Origin of the sequence: Tenacibaculum sediminilitoris, from assembly GCF_964513795.1 — a bacterium.
In the GTDB taxonomy this organism is placed as follows: domain Bacteria; phylum Bacteroidota; class Bacteroidia; order Flavobacteriales; family Flavobacteriaceae; genus Polaribacter; species Polaribacter sediminilitoris.
On record NZ_CAZEQR010000051.1, the window covers coordinates 1 to 17017 of the forward strand.

13 protein-coding genes and 1 pseudogene are annotated in these 17017 nt (G+C 30.7%); 7 read left to right on the plus strand and 7 right to left on the minus strand.

What is annotated here, in order from left to right; translation table 11 throughout:
- A partial coding sequence (locus ACKTSW_RS13655; protein WP_408025806.1) for a GEVED domain-containing protein occupies positions 1–491 on the plus strand: 491 nt, incomplete at its 5' end.
- 187 nt (positions 492–678) lie between these two features.
- Here ACKTSW_RS13655 and ACKTSW_RS13660 read toward each other — a convergent pair.
- Positions 679–905: pseudogene (locus tag ACKTSW_RS13660) on the minus strand (transposase); the annotation flags it as partial.
- A 415-nt stretch (positions 906–1320) separates the two neighbouring features.
- On the opposite strand from ACKTSW_RS13660, the gene ACKTSW_RS13665 reads away from it, so the two are divergent.
- The 4 genes from ACKTSW_RS13665 to ACKTSW_RS13680 all read left to right on the plus strand — a co-directional run bounded on the left by ACKTSW_RS13665 (position 1321) and on the right by ACKTSW_RS13680 (position 7136).
- Positions 1321–1479: a T9SS type A sorting domain-containing protein gene (locus ACKTSW_RS13665; protein WP_408025807.1), complete on the plus strand. Its 159-nt coding sequence runs from the start codon at positions 1321–1323 to the stop codon at positions 1477–1479.
- 199 nt (positions 1480–1678) lie between these two features.
- Positions 1679–2176: a hypothetical protein gene (locus ACKTSW_RS13670; RefSeq protein WP_408025808.1), complete on the plus strand. Its 498-nt coding sequence runs from the start codon at positions 1679–1681 to the stop codon at positions 2174–2176.
- Between the two features lie 49 nt (positions 2177–2225).
- Positions 2226–5198 carry a GEVED domain-containing protein gene (locus ACKTSW_RS13675; protein ID WP_408025809.1) on the plus strand — a complete coding sequence of 991 codons (2973 nt, stop codon included), beginning with the start codon at positions 2226–2228 and terminating at the stop codon, positions 5196–5198.
- 75 nt (positions 5199–5273) lie between these two features.
- On the plus strand, positions 5274–7136 hold the full coding sequence (locus ACKTSW_RS13680; RefSeq protein ID WP_408025810.1) for an ABC-F family ATP-binding cassette domain-containing protein: 1863 nt from the start codon (positions 5274–5276) through the stop codon (positions 7134–7136).
- An 8-nt stretch (positions 7137–7144) separates the two neighbouring features.
- On the opposite strand, the gene ACKTSW_RS13685 is transcribed toward ACKTSW_RS13680, so the two are convergent.
- Together ACKTSW_RS13685 and ACKTSW_RS13690 are read right to left on the minus strand one after the other, a co-directional pair.
- Positions 7145–7861 carry a 3'-5' exonuclease gene (locus ACKTSW_RS13685; protein WP_408025811.1) on the minus strand — a complete coding sequence of 239 codons (717 nt, stop codon included), beginning with the start codon at positions 7859–7861 and terminating at the stop codon, positions 7145–7147.
- Complete coding sequence (locus ACKTSW_RS13690; protein WP_408025812.1) at positions 7851–9629, minus strand: DUF4153 domain-containing protein; 1779 nt, start codon at positions 9627–9629, stop codon at positions 7851–7853. Before ACKTSW_RS13690 ends, ACKTSW_RS13685 begins: the two co-directional genes overlap by 11 nt.
- 174 nt (positions 9630–9803) lie before the next feature.
- On the opposite strand from ACKTSW_RS13690, the gene ACKTSW_RS13695 reads away from it, so the two are divergent.
- Together ACKTSW_RS13695 and ACKTSW_RS13700 are read left to right on the plus strand one after the other, a co-directional pair.
- Entirely contained in the window at positions 9804–10502 is a 699-nt protein-coding gene (locus tag ACKTSW_RS13695) for a response regulator transcription factor (RefSeq protein WP_408025926.1), read from the plus strand.
- Positions 10503–10647: 145 nt separating this feature from the next.
- Positions 10648–11694: a sensor histidine kinase gene (locus ACKTSW_RS13700; RefSeq protein ID WP_408025813.1), complete on the plus strand. Its 1047-nt coding sequence runs from the start codon at positions 10648–10650 to the stop codon at positions 11692–11694.
- A 37-nt stretch (positions 11695–11731) separates the two neighbouring features.
- On the opposite strand, the gene purD is transcribed toward ACKTSW_RS13700, so the two are convergent.
- From purD to rnpA, 4 genes are all read right to left on the minus strand, one after another.
- On the minus strand, positions 11732–13006 hold the full coding sequence (gene purD, locus ACKTSW_RS13705) for a phosphoribosylamine--glycine ligase (protein ID WP_408025814.1): 1275 nt from the start codon (positions 13004–13006) through the stop codon (positions 11732–11734).
- 166 nt (positions 13007–13172) lie between these two features.
- The gene (locus tag ACKTSW_RS13710) at positions 13173–14852 is read right to left on the minus strand and encodes a DUF6909 family protein (RefSeq protein ID WP_408025815.1); all 1680 of its coding nucleotides are present in this window, start codon (positions 14850–14852) and stop codon (positions 13173–13175) included.
- A 40-nt stretch (positions 14853–14892) separates the two neighbouring features.
- Complete coding sequence (locus tag ACKTSW_RS13715) at positions 14893–16518, minus strand: S41 family peptidase (RefSeq protein WP_408025816.1); 1626 nt, start codon at positions 16516–16518, stop codon at positions 14893–14895.
- Complete coding sequence (gene rnpA, locus ACKTSW_RS13720; protein ID WP_408025817.1) at positions 16508–16891, minus strand: ribonuclease P protein component; 384 nt, start codon at positions 16889–16891, stop codon at positions 16508–16510. The genes ACKTSW_RS13715 and rnpA overlap by 11 nt, the downstream gene beginning before the upstream one ends.
- Positions 16892–17017 lie beyond the last annotated feature (126 nt).

Sequence of the window (17017 nt, forward strand, 5' to 3'; positions counted from 1 at the left end):
TTGAGTCAAGTGAAAAAGTAGCTTCAGGAAACTCAACAAGCGCAGGTAATTTATCGTACAATGTAAGTGTACCGTCAAGTGCAAGATTAGGATTAACAAGAATGAGAGTATCGATGAAATGGAATGGATCTCAAACAGCATGTGAAGCTTTTTCTTACGGAGAAGTTGAAGATTATACGGTTAATATAACAGGAGCAAGTTCTTCTAGTTTCAATACTACATTTGCTAATGTTGAAACAAACCCGTTAAGAGATGAGAATGTTATTGATTTAATGGCATACCCTAATCCAGCATTAGATTTTATACAAGTTAAGTTTGCATCAAAAGCAGATAATATGACCTATAAAGTTGTAAACACTATTGGTAGAGTAATGAAGTCAGGTCGTTTAGACACTTCAAGTATAGATGTTTCAAAACTAAATACAGGTATATATATTTTAGAAGTTAATGATGGCCAAAAGCTATTAACAACTAAAGTATTTAAAAAATAATACCTTTTAAAAATAAGTCGTTTTAAAATAAGCTGACGGATTTTTAAAAAATATTAAACCAGTGAATTAAAGTTCACTGGTTTTTTGTTGCATACAAAATTAGGTGGTTTCATATTAAGACTCAAGTGTGGTCTTATGGTATGACACTATCCCAAAAAGGGTGTAAACTTTTTTAAAGTTTACACCCTTTTTTATCATCCCTACGTAAGCCTACAGCTATATAGATAGTTTTGTTTATAACTTTAGAATTCTCTCAAACTTTGAAATAATACCGTCCATCAAAGTAACAATATCATTAGTAACTCTGTTTGTGATACGTGATATGGTTGATGTAGAAACATTAAAAATATAAACTTCTCGAGCTTGTTCTTCTATATTAGAATTACTCATTCCTTTAGTATATAAGCTAATAATTCCTGTTTTAAATTTCATTAATTCGTTCAACCAAATCATTTTAATAACAATCATAACCAGTTGTGATATTGTGTTTCATATTGTGTTTATTCAATTCTGATTAATAGGTTTTAAAACAGTACTGTAACCCTCTATCAGAATATGTATAATTGTATTTTACTGTTATTTTAGAGCTTTTACTACGTTTTCACTATTCATGTTATTACTTAAATAGCGCTCCATGATTTTTTTACTATAGGCACCTGTTACTAATTCTTTTTAGTAAAGGCCAAAGAAGAAGTAGTAAAAACTTTATTATCAGGCAATAAAGTAAATATAACCACGTTTTTATTTAGTATTATGTTGTTATTCCAAATAGAACAATGTTACATATCAGTGGATAGATTATGTAGCTTTTGGAGGTATTAATAATACAGTGGTAAACGGGAGATTTTACTTCAAATTTGGTAAAGTAGTAAAAGAAGGACGTTTTAATTCTTCTAACTTAAATATTTCAGGTCTACATACAGGCATGTATATTTTAGAAGTTAACGACGTACAAAAATTACTTACAACTAAAGTATTTAAAAAATAAATCTTTTAAAATATAAAAGCAAAAACTGGGTTAGTTTACTCAGTTTTTTACTTGAGCTAGATTTAATAGAACCTTTAAATTATCGAAACCTTTTTTATAAAAAATTAGATTAAAAAGAGATAGCAAAATGATTAAGAAATATTTATTTACAAAAGAGCTATGAAATCAACAATAAATTATTTAATTAAATTAATTCAAAATGAACAAAAAGTTTAAAATCTTAATTAGAGACCTGCCTATCGCAGCAGTCTCAATTATTGGCTCAGACTACCTTAAGAAGCAGAGTGCTGCTGAGGAGTTAGCAGAACAACGGAAAGTACACACTACTTTTTTAAAAGAAACCCCTTTAAAAGAATCGTTAAAATGGAGTAAAAAAGAAAGAAAGCAAATAGAACTACCCCTTAATAGGTATTTTAATCAAAATGCTGCAACAAATAATACCATATATACTGGTGGAGTAAGTGGAAGTTTATGGAAAAACATTGAGATTGGTAATGCTAACTCTCAATGGACAAGAAAACAAAATGTACCAGGAAATCTATCAGTCACTTCTATTACAGTAGATAGATGGTATGCAGGTACAACAGTTAATAGTACTATAAATACTTCTAGTTTAAAAACAGGCATTTATTTATTAGAAGCTAATGATGGTAAAAAATCATTGATTACTAAATCAACTAAAAGCACAAGTAATTAATTACTTGTCAAAGATAATTTTAAAAATAACTAATTAAATTTTATTAAAAATGAATTCATTAAGCCCCCAAAATACAAGAATAATATACTTTATTGTTTGTTGTTTTGTATTCCTTACGAAAAGTTACTCACAAGAAGGATGTGGAACTGATTCAAAATCAATGTACATCGACCCAAAGTTTGAAAAAGAAATAGAGATTTACAATAAGATAAAAAAAACAGAAATGTTTAGTAAATTACAGGAGAAGAATGGAAATACATATGTTATTCCTGTAGTTTTTCATGTATACGGTTATGATAATAGGAAAGCTACTATAATTGACGATATTAAAAGGACACTATTAAATGTAAATTTGAATTTTCAAGGTTTGTCAAATTATTATAGTTCAGTTGATCCATACTTTAATCCAATTAAATCAAAAATGAATATTCGTTTTGTTTTAGCTCAAAAAGACCCTAATGGTGTAGCAACGGAAGGAGTTGTTTTTCATCCAGAAGTAAACCTTCAGTTAGGAAAAAATGAGCCAGAAGTTAACCAAATACTAAGTGAAAATAATTGGGATAATTATAAGTACATGAATGTTATTTTAACTAAGAACGTTTATGATAATTTTGGTGGGTATGCATATTATCCTTCAGAAAACTTAGCAAATAATAATTTAGAAAGAGCAACAATACGAGCAGGTTATTTGCAAACTGAGGGTAATAGAGATACTTTATTTACCCATGAATTTGGACATTGGTTATCTTTACCTCATACTTTTAATGGAAACTCGTGTACTGGTACAGGTGATGGTATAGATGATACCCCTCCACAATCAAAATCAAGTTACTCTGTAAGTAGTTGCAATGAAGGAGCAACAGATTGTGGTGGAAAAGTGAATATCCAGAATTTTATGGGGTATTCGTATGATTGTTATGCAATGTTTACAAAAGGTCAGGTAGATAGAATGTTATATGTTTTAAATAATTCACCTACCCGAAAATATATGTGGTCAGAAGAGAATTTGAATTCAGTTGGAGTTTTAGAAGATACACAAGCTCCTTCAGCACCTAGTAGTTTAACAGCTTCTAATGTTGCTCAAACAACATTAACCTTAAAATGGACCGCATCAACGAGTAATATTGGAGTAATTGGATATGATGTATATAAAGGAGCAACTAAAATAGGAAGCTCAACAACAACTTCATATAATGTAACAGGATTAACAGCAAGTACAGCGTATACTTTTACCGTAAAAGCAAAAGATGCAGTAGGAAATGTTTCTGTAGCAAGTAATCCTGTCAACGCAACTACTTTAGCGATACAACCTCCTTCAGCACCTAGTAGTTTAACAGCTTCTAATATTGCTCAAACAACATTAACCTTAAAATGGACCGCATCAACGAGTAATATTGGAGTAATTGGATATGATGTATATAAAGGAGCAACTAAAATAGGAAGCTCAACAACAACTTCATATAATGTAACAGGATTAACAGCAAGTACAGCGTATACTTTTACCGTAAAAGCAAAAGATGCAGCAGGAAATGTTTCCGTAGCAAGTAATCCTGTCAACGCAACTACTACTTCGGCAACAATTACTTACTGTAATTCTAAAGGAAATAATGTTACAGATGAATATATTTCAAGAGTTCAATTAGGAAGTATTAATAATCCTTCAGGAGGAGGAAATGGGTACTCTAATCATACAGGAATTTCAACAGACTTACAAAAAGGAAAATCAAATACAATTACCATTACACCTACTTGGACAGGAACAAAATATGACGAAGGTTATGGAGTTTGGATTGACTATAACCAAGATGGAGATTTTTCTGATGCAGGAGAAACTGTTTGGACCAAAGCAAAATCTAAAAATAGTCCTGTAGGTACATCATTTACAGTGCCAAATTCAGCTTTAGAAGGTGCTACAAGAATGAGAGTTGTTATGGAATATGACAAAACACCAACAGCTTGTAAAGAATCATTCTCTTATGGTGAAGTAGAAGATTATACAGTAGTAATAGTAGCTTCACAAGCAGATACACAAGCACCAACAAGGCCAAGTAGTTTAGCAGCATCTAATGTAACACAAACGACATTAACCTTAAACTGGTCAGCATCTACAGATAATGTAGGAGTAACAGGGTATGATGTATATAAAGGAGCCACTAAATTAACTACTGTAACAACAACTTCATATAATGTAAGAGGATTAGCAGCAAGTACAGCGTATACCTTTACCGTAAAAGCAAAAGATGCAGCAGGAAATGCTTCATCATCAAGTAATACAGTAAATGTAACCACCTTATCAAATTCAGTATCATATTGTGATTCAAAAGGGAATAATTCTTCTTATGAATGGATAGATTATGTAGCTTTTGGAGGTATGACCAATAATACAGGAGCAAATGGAGGTTATGGAGATTTTACTTCAAAAGTAGCAACAGTTGCCCGAGGAACAACAAATCAAATTATTGTAAGTGTAGGGTTCGGTACTTCTTCATATACTGAGTACTTCATGGTTTGGATTGATTATAATCGCAACGGAATTTTTGAAAGCAGTGAACAAACTTCTTTAGGTTCATCTAGTACAGCTGGAAACAGATCAGCAAATATTTCGGTTCCATCAAATGCATTGGTAGGTCAAACAAGAATGCGTGTATCTATGAATTATGATTCAGCATCAACTGCATGCCAAACATTTTCTTATGGTGAAGTAGAAGATTATACTGTTAATATTGTTAGTTCAACATCTTCAGCGTTATCAAATACAAGTGGTGAGTTTGCTAGACCATTAGACAAAGAAGCAAAATCAAGCTTAATAACATATCCAAACCCAGCAACAAATAATGTTACTGTAAAATTTGGAAGCAACGAAAATGTAAGTTATAAAATAACAAATATAATTGGTAAAGTTGTGATAAGAGGTAAAACAGTTAATGGTACTGTAAATGTTTCTAGTTTAAAAACAGGTATTTATTTGTTAGAAGCTAACGATGGTAAAAAATCACAAACCATTAAATTAATGAAGAAATAAACATATTTCTTTTAATTATAACAAAACCCGAGCAATTGCTCGGGTTTTTTGTTTCTTTGCATAAAATTTTAGAGAATGAATTACCTATCAATAGAAAACATAGCAAAATCGTATGGCGAAAAGGTCTTATTTGAAGATATTTCTTTCGGAATAAACAAAGATCAAAAAATAGCCTTTGTTGCTAAAAACGGTAGTGGTAAAACCTCTATTTTAAATATTATTGCTGGAAAAGACACACCAGATGAAGGTCAAGTTATTAGTAGAAAAGGAATCAATATTGCTTATTTGGCACAAGAGGATGATTTGAATCCTGATTTAACTATTGAAGAAACTTTTTTTTCTACTGAAAATACCATTCTTCCAATTATTCAGCAGTATGAGAAAGCCTTACAAAATCTTGATGATACAGAATCGTATCAAAAAGCATTTGAACTGATGGAGCAGCACAATGCATGGGATTTTGAAACACAATACAAACAAATCTTATTTAAATTAAAGCTTGATGATTTATCACAAAAAGTAGGAAAGCTTTCAGGAGGACAAAAAAAACGATTATCATTAGCTATTATTATAATTAATAAACCTGATTTATTAATACTCGATGAGCCAACCAACCATTTAGATTTGGAAATGATTGAGTGGTTAGAAGCTTTTTTCGCTAAAGAAAAAATTACCTTGTTTATGGTTACGCATGATCGTTACTTTCTAGAGCGAGTATGTAATGAGATTATTGAATTAGATAACGGAAAACTATACAAGTACAAAGGAAACTATTCGTATTACCTTCAAAACAAAGAGGAACGAATGGCTCTAGAAGCTACTAATTTAAGTAAAGCGAAAAGTTTGTTTAAAAAAGAATTAGATTGGATGCGTCGCCAACCAAAAGCACGTACAACCAAATCTAAATCGCGTATTGATGATTTTTTTCAAATTAAAGAAAAAGCGCATCAACGAAGAAAGGAACACGAAGTTCAGTTAGAAATAAATATGGAACGTTTAGGAAGTAAAATTGTAGAGCTTCATAAACTAAAAAAGAACTTTGGAGATAAAATTATTTTAGATGGGTTTGACTATGTTTTTAAGCGAGGTGAACGTATAGGAATCATCGGAAAAAATGGAACAGGAAAATCATCTTTTTTAAACATACTAGTAGGTAAGTTGCCTGTTGATGGAGGTAAAGTAATTGTTGGTGAAACAGTAAAATTTGGCTACTATACCCAAAAAGGAATCCAAATAAAAGAAGGGCAGAAAGTAATAGAAGTTATTAAAGAATTTGGAGAAGAAATTCCGTTAACTAAAGGAAGAAGAATTTCTGCATCCCAGTTATTAGAACGTTTTTTATTTGATAGAAAAAAACAATACGATTTTGTTGAAAAATTAAGTGGAGGAGAACAAAAACGTTTGTACTTGTGTGCTGTTTTAATTCAAAATCCCAACTTCTTAATTCTAGATGAGCCCACGAACGATTTAGACGTAGTAACCTTAAACGTGTTAGAAAGTTTTTTACTTGATTATCCTGGAAATCTAATGGTGGTATCGCACGACCGTTATTTTATGGATAAAATTGTAGATGGTTTATTTGTGTTTAGAGGAAATGGAGTGGTAGAGAACTTCCCTGGAAATTACTCTGATTACAGAGCGTATGAGGGCTCACAGCTATCAGAACCTAAAGAAGAAAATAAAGTAATTGAAAAACAAGAAAAAACAGCTCAAAAAGGAAAGTTAAGTTATAACGAAAACAGAGAATATGGATTGCTTGAAAAAGATATTGAAAAACTTCAAAAGAAAAAAGGAGTAATTGAAGCACAGTTTGCAAATAACGAAGTTTCACCTGAAGAAATCAATGAAAAATCGTTAGAGTTACAACAGGTTATTGATAGTTTGGAAGAAAAGGAAGAGCGTTGGTTTGAGCTTTCGATGAAGTTGGAAGGAGAATAGGTGTGATATTACACCCTTATAATGTCAACTTCATCAATTAAAGGCTTATTTAAAAAACGTAATAAAAGTTGTGCAACAGCAACCGTATCACGCTCACAATAGTCAACAATACGAGTTAGGTTTTTTTCTTGGTAATATACGTTCGCAACTTCACTACCATCAATATCTTGTTTTGGAGATGGGATTCCTAAAATAGCAGTGAGTAACTTTAAAGAAGTATAATGTTTGTAATCGCCAAACTTCCATAAATCTAAGGTGTCCAAATGCGGAACTTCCCATGGTTTTTTACCAAATAAATTGAGTTTGTTAGGTAAGTCTATTCGATTGATAATCATTCGTCTTGCTATGTATGGAAAGTCGAATTCTTTACCGTTATGGGCGCACAACAAATGTTTGGTTTGATTAAAATGTGTATTTAACAAGTTTTTAAAATCAGTTAACAATTTGGCTTCGTCGTCACCATAAAAAGAGGTAATACGTAGTTGGTTTTTACCATCACGTTCTACAAAATAGCCTACAGAAATACAGATTATTTTTCCAAACTCAGCCCATATGCCAGCTCGATGATAAAACTCTTCAGCAGTGAAATCATCTTTTCTTTGATATTGTGTTTTCAAGGCATATAACTCTTGCATTTCAGGAGATAAATCGGTAAACGATTTTACTTCAGGAACAGTTTCAATATCTAAAAATAAGATGTTTTGTAAGTTAATTTTATTCAGCATCTTTTTCTTTAATTAAAACATAAATGTTAGCATTAGATAAATATTCTTTAACAGCATCATCATCTATTTTTGATAGGTTTATGCTTTGAAAAATAAGTTTTACATTCACTGTTTTAAAGCTATGTTTAACTGTCATTAAATTAGGAGATATATTGTAATTTGTTTCTAGATTTTTAAGTTTTTTAATCATTTCAGAGCAGTCAATTTCTCCAATTACAATATTACCTTTTGAAACTCTAATAATATTCGTTTTTTCACTTAAATAAAAATGATATTCCTTAATAATGTTTTCTTTATTATAATTGTTGAGAACTATCCTTTTTAAAAAATTGTAGTTTTCAGTGTTAATAGTTAAGTTTAGGTCATCAATACTGTAATAACTATCATCATAAAGTAGTTTGTTTATATTGTCAGAGTTGTTGGTTACTTTTATATCTAAACTATCCATTAGCCTGTTTTGAAGTTGCCAATGACTGTCGGTTTTAAACGTTGTTTTGGGGTTAAATCCTAAAACATTTTCTATTTTATGTAATTCATGTTTGTTGTTTAAATACCTAATTATAGAACGTAGTTGATTTTTCTTTTCAAAAGAGGTTATAAAATTATCACTTTTAATGTCAATGTATACTTTTTCAAACTGCTTAACTTGACTTTTAGTTGACACCGAAAAAGTTCCCCAAAACCCAAAAGAAATCAATATAGCAATAATTCCCAAACTTAAAGGAAAGACCTTATTCTTCTTTCGTTTGCTTAAAAGCATGTATAAGGACATGGCTAAGATCCAGCAAGCAAAAACGAATACGAAATAACGATTTTCGGTAACACCATATTCATTAATTCTCCTAAAGATAGCAACAAAAAGTAATACAATTAAAGGAAGTAAAAAATAGTAAAACCAAGGATAAAACTTTTTAATAATACGTGAACCTGTTGTTTTTTGAATAGGATTAATAAGTATTTGAATAATAAACCCTAAGAAAGAAAGTGCTATCACTAAATACGAAACCCATCCTTTTGGTAAGTTCCAATTGATGACTATTTTTAAACTATAAGCATATAAAATGATAAGGTATAAAATAACTAATGGAATTAAGATATACTTAACCAATACCTCTAAAGCTTTTGTATAATTAATTGTAAGTTGGTTATGAATATCTTTAGGAAAACCAGAAAGGTAAATCCAAGTATTTACAATACCAACACAAAGTACAAAAACTTGTAGAAAACGCTCTCCTTTAAAATCTACATTAAATAAATGTTTAATAGCTAAGAGTGCTAAAACAAACCCTAAATATAAAATGAGTGAAAAAAAGAGGCTTCTTACTATTGCTATTAAAACAAATTTTAAGTAATTAAAATAAGCGGATTTATTCCATGTAAAAATAAAAGGAGTAACCATTACTAGTAAATGACCTGCTATAAAATAAAGGATGAAGCGAATAATAGAGTTTTGATGAATTTCTGAATTATTAGCACCAATACTCAAATAAAAAAGGGTTAAAAAACTAAACGTTATAAGAAATACCCATGTATAGTTTTTTTTAAATTGTTCTACGAAAAAACGTGTGGCTATTAACCAGCTAAAGCCTAATGAAAAAATTAAAATTATTTTACCATAAAAAACACTGTCAAAAACATCTTTTTCTATTGCAAATAAAGTAAACATGGTACTAACGATAGCCCAAATAAGTGTTATTGGAAACCTTTTAAAAGTTTCTTTAACTTTAAAAGAAATCTCTCCTAGAGATAGAGAAGGTATAATTTTCATAGAAATCAATTTGTATAAATATACAAAAACTATAAATAAACTTAAAAACTGTATTTAAGTAGTACTCCTTTTAAGCAAAAGTTTAGCAAATATTAAATGAACGTTAAGTTAAGTATGTGTATCAAGGTTTTATTATTTTATGATTACTTTTGGATAACACAATATAAAAGAACTATGAATACTAGCGATATTAAAATTTTACTAGTTGATGATGAACCAGATATTTTAGAAATTGTAGGTTACAATTTAAAATCAGAAGGATATCAGGTATTTACTGCTAATAATGGTTTAGAAGCTGTTAAGACTGCAAAAAAAGTGATACCACACTTAATTTTATTAGATATTATGATGCCTGAAATGGACGGTATCGAAGCATGTGAAAAAATAAGAAATGTAAAGTCTTTAGAAGATGTATTAATTTCTTTTTTAACGGCAAGAGGAGAAGATTATTCACAAGTGGCAGGGTTTGATGCTGGAGCAGATGATTATATAACCAAACCTGTAAAACCTAAAGTGCTAATAAGTAAAGTAAAGTCTTTATTACGTCGTTTAAAGACAGAAGAAAAAGCAGATACTACCACAAAAATTGGAGATATAGTAATCAATAGAGATGAATATGTAGTTTTTAAAGGAGAAGAAAAAATATCTTTACCAAGAAAGGAATTTGAACTATTCTCTTTACTAACTTCAAAACCTGGAAAAGTATTTAAAAGAGAAGTTATTTTAGACAGCGTTTGGGGAAATGAAGTAGTTGTAGGAGGTAGAACTATAGATGTACATATACGTAAACTTCGAGAAAAAATAGGAGATCACTATTTTAAAACAGTAAAAGGAGTTGGATACAAGTTTGTGCTAGACGAAACAGACAAATAATTTTTAAACTCAAAAATTAATAAGTAGATTGCTAGCTAGCAATCTATTTTTTTATCATGAAATGAGCTATAATAACTCTTGATATTATCCAAGATAATTATTAGCGAATTACATCTGATATTTAAAAACAATAGAAAATAAACAGATGAAAAAAATAAAAAAAACATATAACTACGCACTTTGGTCGGCTTTATACTCAACACTATTATCTATAGTTATAGCAGTATTATCGTATTTATTTTTATTAAATAGCTTAGGAGTAATAACCATTGCGATTTTTGGTTTTGTAATGTTTATTATCTCTTTTTTTGTAATTCAATATAGAGCAGAGCACTTTATTTACCAACGAGTAAAAAAGATGTATGAAGACATTTCTATTTTAGATGTGAATGATTTAAAAAGAAATAAAGTGACAACAGATGTGGAGGCTTTAACAAAAAGTGTACAAGAATATGTTGAAGGGAAGAGTGAAGAGATAGCGAATTTAACGCAACGTGATTCTTTTCGTCGTGATTTCTTAGGAAACGTGGCTCATGAGCTTAAAACACCACTTTTTACAGTACAAGGATATATTTTAACGCTTATTGAAGGAGCTGCTGAAGACAAGGAAATTCTTGAAAAATATTTAGAAAGAGCTAACAAAGGTGTAGAACGATTAACGTCAATTGTGAAAGACTTAGACATGATTGCTAAGTTAGAAACAGAAGGTATGAAAATGAACATTCAAACTTTTAACATCATTGAGCTCATTCAAAATGTATTTGACTTGTTTGAAATGAAGGCAAAAAAACGAAACATCACGTTACGTTTTGATCGTGTATATGATTTTCCTCATTTAGTAAAAGGAGATGTAGAAAGGATTGAACAAGTATTGATTAATCTTATTGTAAATTCTATTAAATATGGTAGAGTAGGAGGAATTACCACAGTGAGCGTAGAATCATATAACCAGAATAAACTTATTATTAAAATAAATGATAATGGTGAAGGAATAAAACAAGAACATCTTTCACGTTTGTTCGAGCGCTTTTATCGCGTAGATCAAAGTAGATCTCGCGAGCAAGGAGGGTCGGGGCTAGGGCTTTCTATCGTAAAACATATTATTGAAGCGCATAATGAAACCATTCTTTTAAAAAGTAAATATGGAGAAGGCTCAGAGTTTTCGTTTACTTTAGAAAAAGCAATGAAATAAAAAAGGAGTTGATTATCAACTCCTTTTTTTATGCTATTTATTTTAAATCAAATCCAATATCTCTTCGATAATTCATCTTATCAAAGATAATTTTATCAATGCTCTTGTAAGATTTTTCTAAGGCTTCTTCCATAGAATCTCCAAAAGAAGTGATTGCCATAACACGCCCACCATTAGTAACTACCTTACCGTCTTTTAAAGTAGTTCCTGCATGAAAAACAATTGAATTTTCCACAGTATCAAAACCAGTAATTTCTTTACCTTTTTCGTATGCCTCAGGATATCCGCCAGAAACTAACATTACCGTAGTGGCTGTTTGTGGAGTAACTTCGTACGATTTTTCTCCTAAAGTTTGTGTAGCTACGCCTTCAAATAAATCTAGTAAGTCTGATTGAATACGGGGTAATACCACTTCTGTTTCAGGATCTCCCATACGAACGTTGTATTCAACTACTGATGGATTTCCATTATCATTCATTAATCCAATAAAGATGAATCCACGGTAATCTATTCCATCTTTTTGTAAACCGTCTATTGTTGGCTTAACAACCAACTCTTCCACTTTCGTTAAAAAATCATCTGTAGCAAAAGGAACAGGAGAAACAGCTCCCATACCGCCTGTATTTAATCCTGTGTCGCCTTCTCCAATACGTTTGTAATCTTTAGCAGAAGGTAAAATTTTATAATTCTTCCCGTCAGTTAAAACAAAAACAGATAATTCTATTCCTTTTAAAAACTCTTCAATAACTACTGTTGATGAAGCGCTTCCAAATTTTTGATTCGAAAGCATTTCTTCCAATTCAGCTTTTGCTTCTTCTAAATTATTTAAAATTAAAACTCCTTTTCCAGCAGCCAATCCGTCAGCTTTTAACACATACGGAGCATCTAATGTTTCTAAGAATTTTTTTCCTTCAGTTAAGGTTTCAGTAGTAAAAGATTGATAACGAGCTGTAGGAATGTTGTGCTTTTTCATAAATTGCTTCGAAAAATCTTTACTTCCTTCTAATAAAGCACCATCTTTTTTAGGTCCAATTACAGGAATGTTTTTTAACTCTTCATCGGCTAAGAAAAAATCGTGAACACCTTCTACTAAAGGAGCTTCAGGACCTACAACCACCATATTGATATTGTGTTGTAAAACAGTTTCTTTTACCTGTGCAAAATCAGTTGGATTGATAGCTAAATTCGTAGCAATAGCATCAGTTCCTGCATTACCAGGAGCAACAAAAAGATTGTTGATTTTCGTACTTTCTGAAAGTTTTTTAGCAAAGGCGTGTTCTCTACCGCCCGATCCTAAAATTAGAATATTCATTGTTGTGTGTTGTTGTATTGTGAGTGCAAATATAAAATAAGAAAAAGAGGAGAGGGCTAGAAAAGATTAAAAATTCGTCATTGTGAGCGGAGCGCGGCAATCTTTTAAGTTGTGAGTTCTTAATACACAGATTACTTTACTTCGTTCGCAATGACGTATAGTTTTTCTAGAAAATTTGCTCTAGTATTTTTTGTGTAATAGCATACGTTGGTGTTACTCCACTCATTCCAAGCCCTCCAGAGGCAAGTGTAGCACCTGTTTCTAGTGGGTTATCTGAGGCGTAGTATGCATAACTTACTTTTACATTTTCTGAAATATTTCCTCTAATTTTTGAGGCTGATTGAATTGCTTTTTGATAATGAGCTCCTTCCATCTCTAATCCAATTACATTCCAAGTAGAATCGTGGAAGAATCGTAATAAATCTTTGTTTTGTAAAGAAGTTCCCAATACAGTAATCATTGCTCCGTCGAAAACCTGAACTCCAAAACCTTCTAAGTCTTCTTTTGATAGTTCGTTTTCAAATGGGTAATTATCAGCAGTACCTTCAAAAATATGTGAAGAAGGAATCATAATATCTCCTTTACCACCTTCTAAAATACCTGCTTTCCCCATGATAGAAACAGATTGAACATCTAAATGAATTTTTTTTCCATTTGTTTTATAAGGCTTTAACAATTCATCCATAGTTTCAAAAGCCTGTTCACCAAAGGCATAGTCCATAACAATAATTACAGGGTCTTTTCCAACAGAATTAATTTTGTTAAAAAAGTTCGTTTCAAAATCAATCTTTCCTGTGTCAATTACTTGAACATTGATGTTAGTACCTGATGTATCTTTGATATATATCAATCCGTTTTCTGAAGCATAATTTTTAACGGCAGATTGTAAAGCACTACTATTAGCATTACTTAATACTTCAAAAAGTTGAAAGTCTTTATGTTTCTTAGCTTCTTTTGGCAAAGCATTTTGAGCATAAATACTGTTCATTACACTGTGCATATTTGCACTGATTATATGAATAGGGCGCTCTATTAATTCGTTGTCTAACAATACTTTTTTAATGTTGTTAGCCCATATTTCTCCATAATAATGGTGTCCAATTTCTTCAATTAAAACAGAACTGAATTTAACAGAACGTTTTTGGTCGTATAAAGTTTCATTAATAGCGAGTTTACCTAACCAATAAATTAGATGGAAAAACCTATTCGGATTTTCTTCTGTTGCAAACGTGTTGTAAGCGTCATATATTTCATCGTAAGTTCTTCCTAAAATATTACCAAGGTGTACAACAATTACATCTTTTTCCTCATCAGTAAGTGTTTTATTGTGTATTACAATATCTTCTAAGTGTAACCATTCACGAATAAAACTTTCTCCATTGTTAAAAACTACACGATCTTTAATTTTATGAGATTCAATGAATAAAAATGTCAAATGAGTAAGAATGTCATAAATTTCTGAGCGACCTCTAGTAATTTCAATATTCATTTGATTTTTATCAATACGGTAGCAGTTTCTTCTTCTTTTAGGAGGAATAATTGCTTTGAATTTTGAATTACGATATCCTTCGTCAGCAGTTAAGTAAATAAACTGACATTCTTCAACCCCTTCAGGTAAACGTTCAATAACGTACACTAATCCGTTTAATTCAGTTTTGTTTTCAGCAATTGAACCATAAATTTCTGGACGTAAAGACAAGAGAGATTCTCTTAGAGTTTCACCAGAAACTCCCATTGGTTTGTAAAAACCGCGACTAAATAAGTGTCGCATTGAAATGTATAAACGCTCAATAGCATTTGTAGATTCTTGAGCTCTCGTACGTTCTTTTAGGATAGGTTTTGACATATGTTTTTAAAGTACAAATATACAAATTATGTTAAAGAAGCTATTTTTTTAAAATACGCTTATACTTTTCAGGGTCATTTAGTAAGTTAACAGCATTTTTTATAGTTATATCATTTTTAAATAAATGTTTATACATTCCTTCTTTGTATGCAGAACGCTCAATAATTTCATTTTCAATTTCTTTAGATAAAATATCTTGATTTTCGCTAATTTTAGCAACTTTAGCAGCTCTTAATTGTTGGATAATTGTATTGTATTCGGAAGTAATTTTGTTGTTGTTTTCTACTGATTCATATGCTTTTTGAAACAGTTTCTCTTCTTTAGAAACAAAAGCAGTGTCTTTACGAAGTAAATACTCTTTAAACTGATTAAAGCTTGTAGATGAAAAAGTATAGTTTTCAGTAGATAGATTAGGATTTTGATATGTAAAATCTGTTACAAAATTAAAGATAGCTCTTGATTTTAGTAAATCATCAGTTTCTTTTGTTTTTTTAGAAAACTCACTTGTTAGATCTGGAGAAACACCTCCACCATCATATACTTTTCGCCCGTTTTGAGTTGTGAACTCATTAAGAGTATTGTCAGAAAATTTAGGCACCTCACCTGTTTTTGGATCTCTACTGGCATAATCTAACTCTTGAATACAACGTCCGCTTGGGGTGTAATATTTAGAAATTGTGATTTTCATTTGAGTTCCATAACTTAAATCAAAGTAACGTTGTACCAACCCTTTTCCAAAAGAGCGCTCTCCCATAATTACTGCTCGATCGTAATCTTGCAAAGCACCTGAAACAATTTCTGAAGCTGAAGCCGATCTGCTATTAATTAAAACTACAATAGGAATTTCAGCATCTAAAGGATCTCTGGTTGTTTTATAGGTTCTGCTGTTTTTTTGAGTTTTTCCACGAGTATCTACAACCTTCAAACCTTTAGGAATAAATAAATTGGTAATATTTATAGCATCAAATAAAGAGCCACCAGGATTATATCTTAAGTCAAAGACTAACTTTTTCATTCCTCTTTTTTTAAGATCACCAAATGCATTTACAACACTCTCAGTAGCTTTTTGACTAATAAATCGTGTTAAAACTATATACCCTGTTTCAGTATCAATCATATCGTAAAAAGGAACAGGATCTAAAACAATTTTATCAAGTTTAACTGATACATTTTTTGCTTGACCGTTTCTTTCTACCTGTAAAGAAAGTTCTTTTCCTGGAACTCCTTTTAGCATTTGTGAAAATTGACTTCTCTCCAAAGTAGCTAACTCTTGTCCATTTACATTGGTAATAATATCACCTACTTTTAAGCCAGCTTTATCGGCTGAAAAACCTTTGTAAATTTCAGAAACCACAATTCCTTTTTTGATGTAAAATGTAGAAATACCAATACCCCCATATTCACCTTCACGACGAATACGAGCATCTTCAACATCTTGTTCATTGTAAAAATTGGTGTAAGGGTCTAAATTTTTAAGGGTGTTTTTTATAGCCTTATCAGTTAAATCGCCAGGATTGATTTCATCAATATAGTTAATGTTCAACTCTTTAAAAAGGTTGTTGTAAATTTCAATTTGTTTAGCAATCTCAAAAAAACGAGATTGAAAAGAAAAGAAAAGAGAGATGATAATGAGTGAACCAAAAAAAAGGAATTTTCTATTTTTCATCTTGAGTAACTTCTGTAATAAACTGTGTTAATAATTTCTTCATTTTATGCTCTATATCGGCATATTTCCATTCATCTCTTGCAAGATAAGAAATCATAAACACATATGGTTTATCTAAAGCATCATAAATAGTATGTTTCTCTTTACGGTAGGTTTCTCTGAGTAACCGTTTTATACGGTTTCTGTCCACGGCTTTTTTAAAATTCCGTTTAGGAACAGAAACTCCAACTTGTGCAGGGAATTTAGAAGTGTGTTCGGTTTGTATATATACCATTCTTAGCGGAAAAACCTTTACCACTTTTCCTTCTTCATATAGTCTTCCTATCAGCTTTTTGCTTTTTAAACGCTCCTCTTTTCCTAAAGTAAATTTCATTAGTACAAACATACGCAAACCTGCACGAATAATTATTTTTTTAAGTATTTTTGAATCAATTCTTTTAAGAAAGCACATAAAACAAATCGCGATTAATTTTACATTTTTCTTATACAATTAGTAAAA

What these genes read in the sequence shown, in the direction of transcription:
- ACKTSW_RS13700 (WP_408025813.1), top strand. Translation starts at nt 10,648, where the DNA reads ATGAAAAAAATAAAAAAAACATATAACTACGCACTTTGGTCGGCTTTA.
- ACKTSW_RS13715 (WP_408025816.1), bottom strand. Translation starts at nt 16,518, where the DNA reads ATGAAAAATAGAAAATTCCTTTTTTTTGGTTCACTCATTATCATCTCT.
- ACKTSW_RS13670 (WP_408025808.1), top strand. Translation starts at nt 1,679, where the DNA reads ATGAACAAAAAGTTTAAAATCTTAATTAGAGACCTGCCTATCGCAGCA.
- ACKTSW_RS13685 (WP_408025811.1), bottom strand. Translation starts at nt 7,861, where the DNA reads ATGCTGAATAAAATTAACTTACAAAACATCTTATTTTTAGATATTGAA.
- ACKTSW_RS13710 (WP_408025815.1), bottom strand. Translation starts at nt 14,852, where the DNA reads ATGTCAAAACCTATCCTAAAAGAACGTACGAGAGCTCAAGAATCTACA.
- ACKTSW_RS13680 (WP_408025810.1), top strand. Translation starts at nt 5,274, where the DNA reads ATGAATTACCTATCAATAGAAAACATAGCAAAATCGTATGGCGAAAAG.
- ACKTSW_RS13675 (WP_408025809.1), top strand. Translation starts at nt 2,226, where the DNA reads ATGAATTCATTAAGCCCCCAAAATACAAGAATAATATACTTTATTGTT.
- ACKTSW_RS13695 (WP_408025926.1), top strand. Translation starts at nt 9,804, where the DNA reads ATGAATACTAGCGATATTAAAATTTTACTAGTTGATGATGAACCAGAT.
- rnpA (WP_408025817.1), bottom strand. Translation starts at nt 16,891, where the DNA reads ATGAAATTTACTTTAGGAAAAGAGGAGCGTTTAAAAAGCAAAAAGCTG.
- purD (WP_408025814.1), bottom strand. Translation starts at nt 13,006, where the DNA reads ATGAATATTCTAATTTTAGGATCGGGCGGTAGAGAACACGCCTTTGCT.
- ACKTSW_RS13690 (WP_408025812.1), bottom strand. Translation starts at nt 9,629, where the DNA reads ATGAAAATTATACCTTCTCTATCTCTAGGAGAGATTTCTTTTAAAGTT.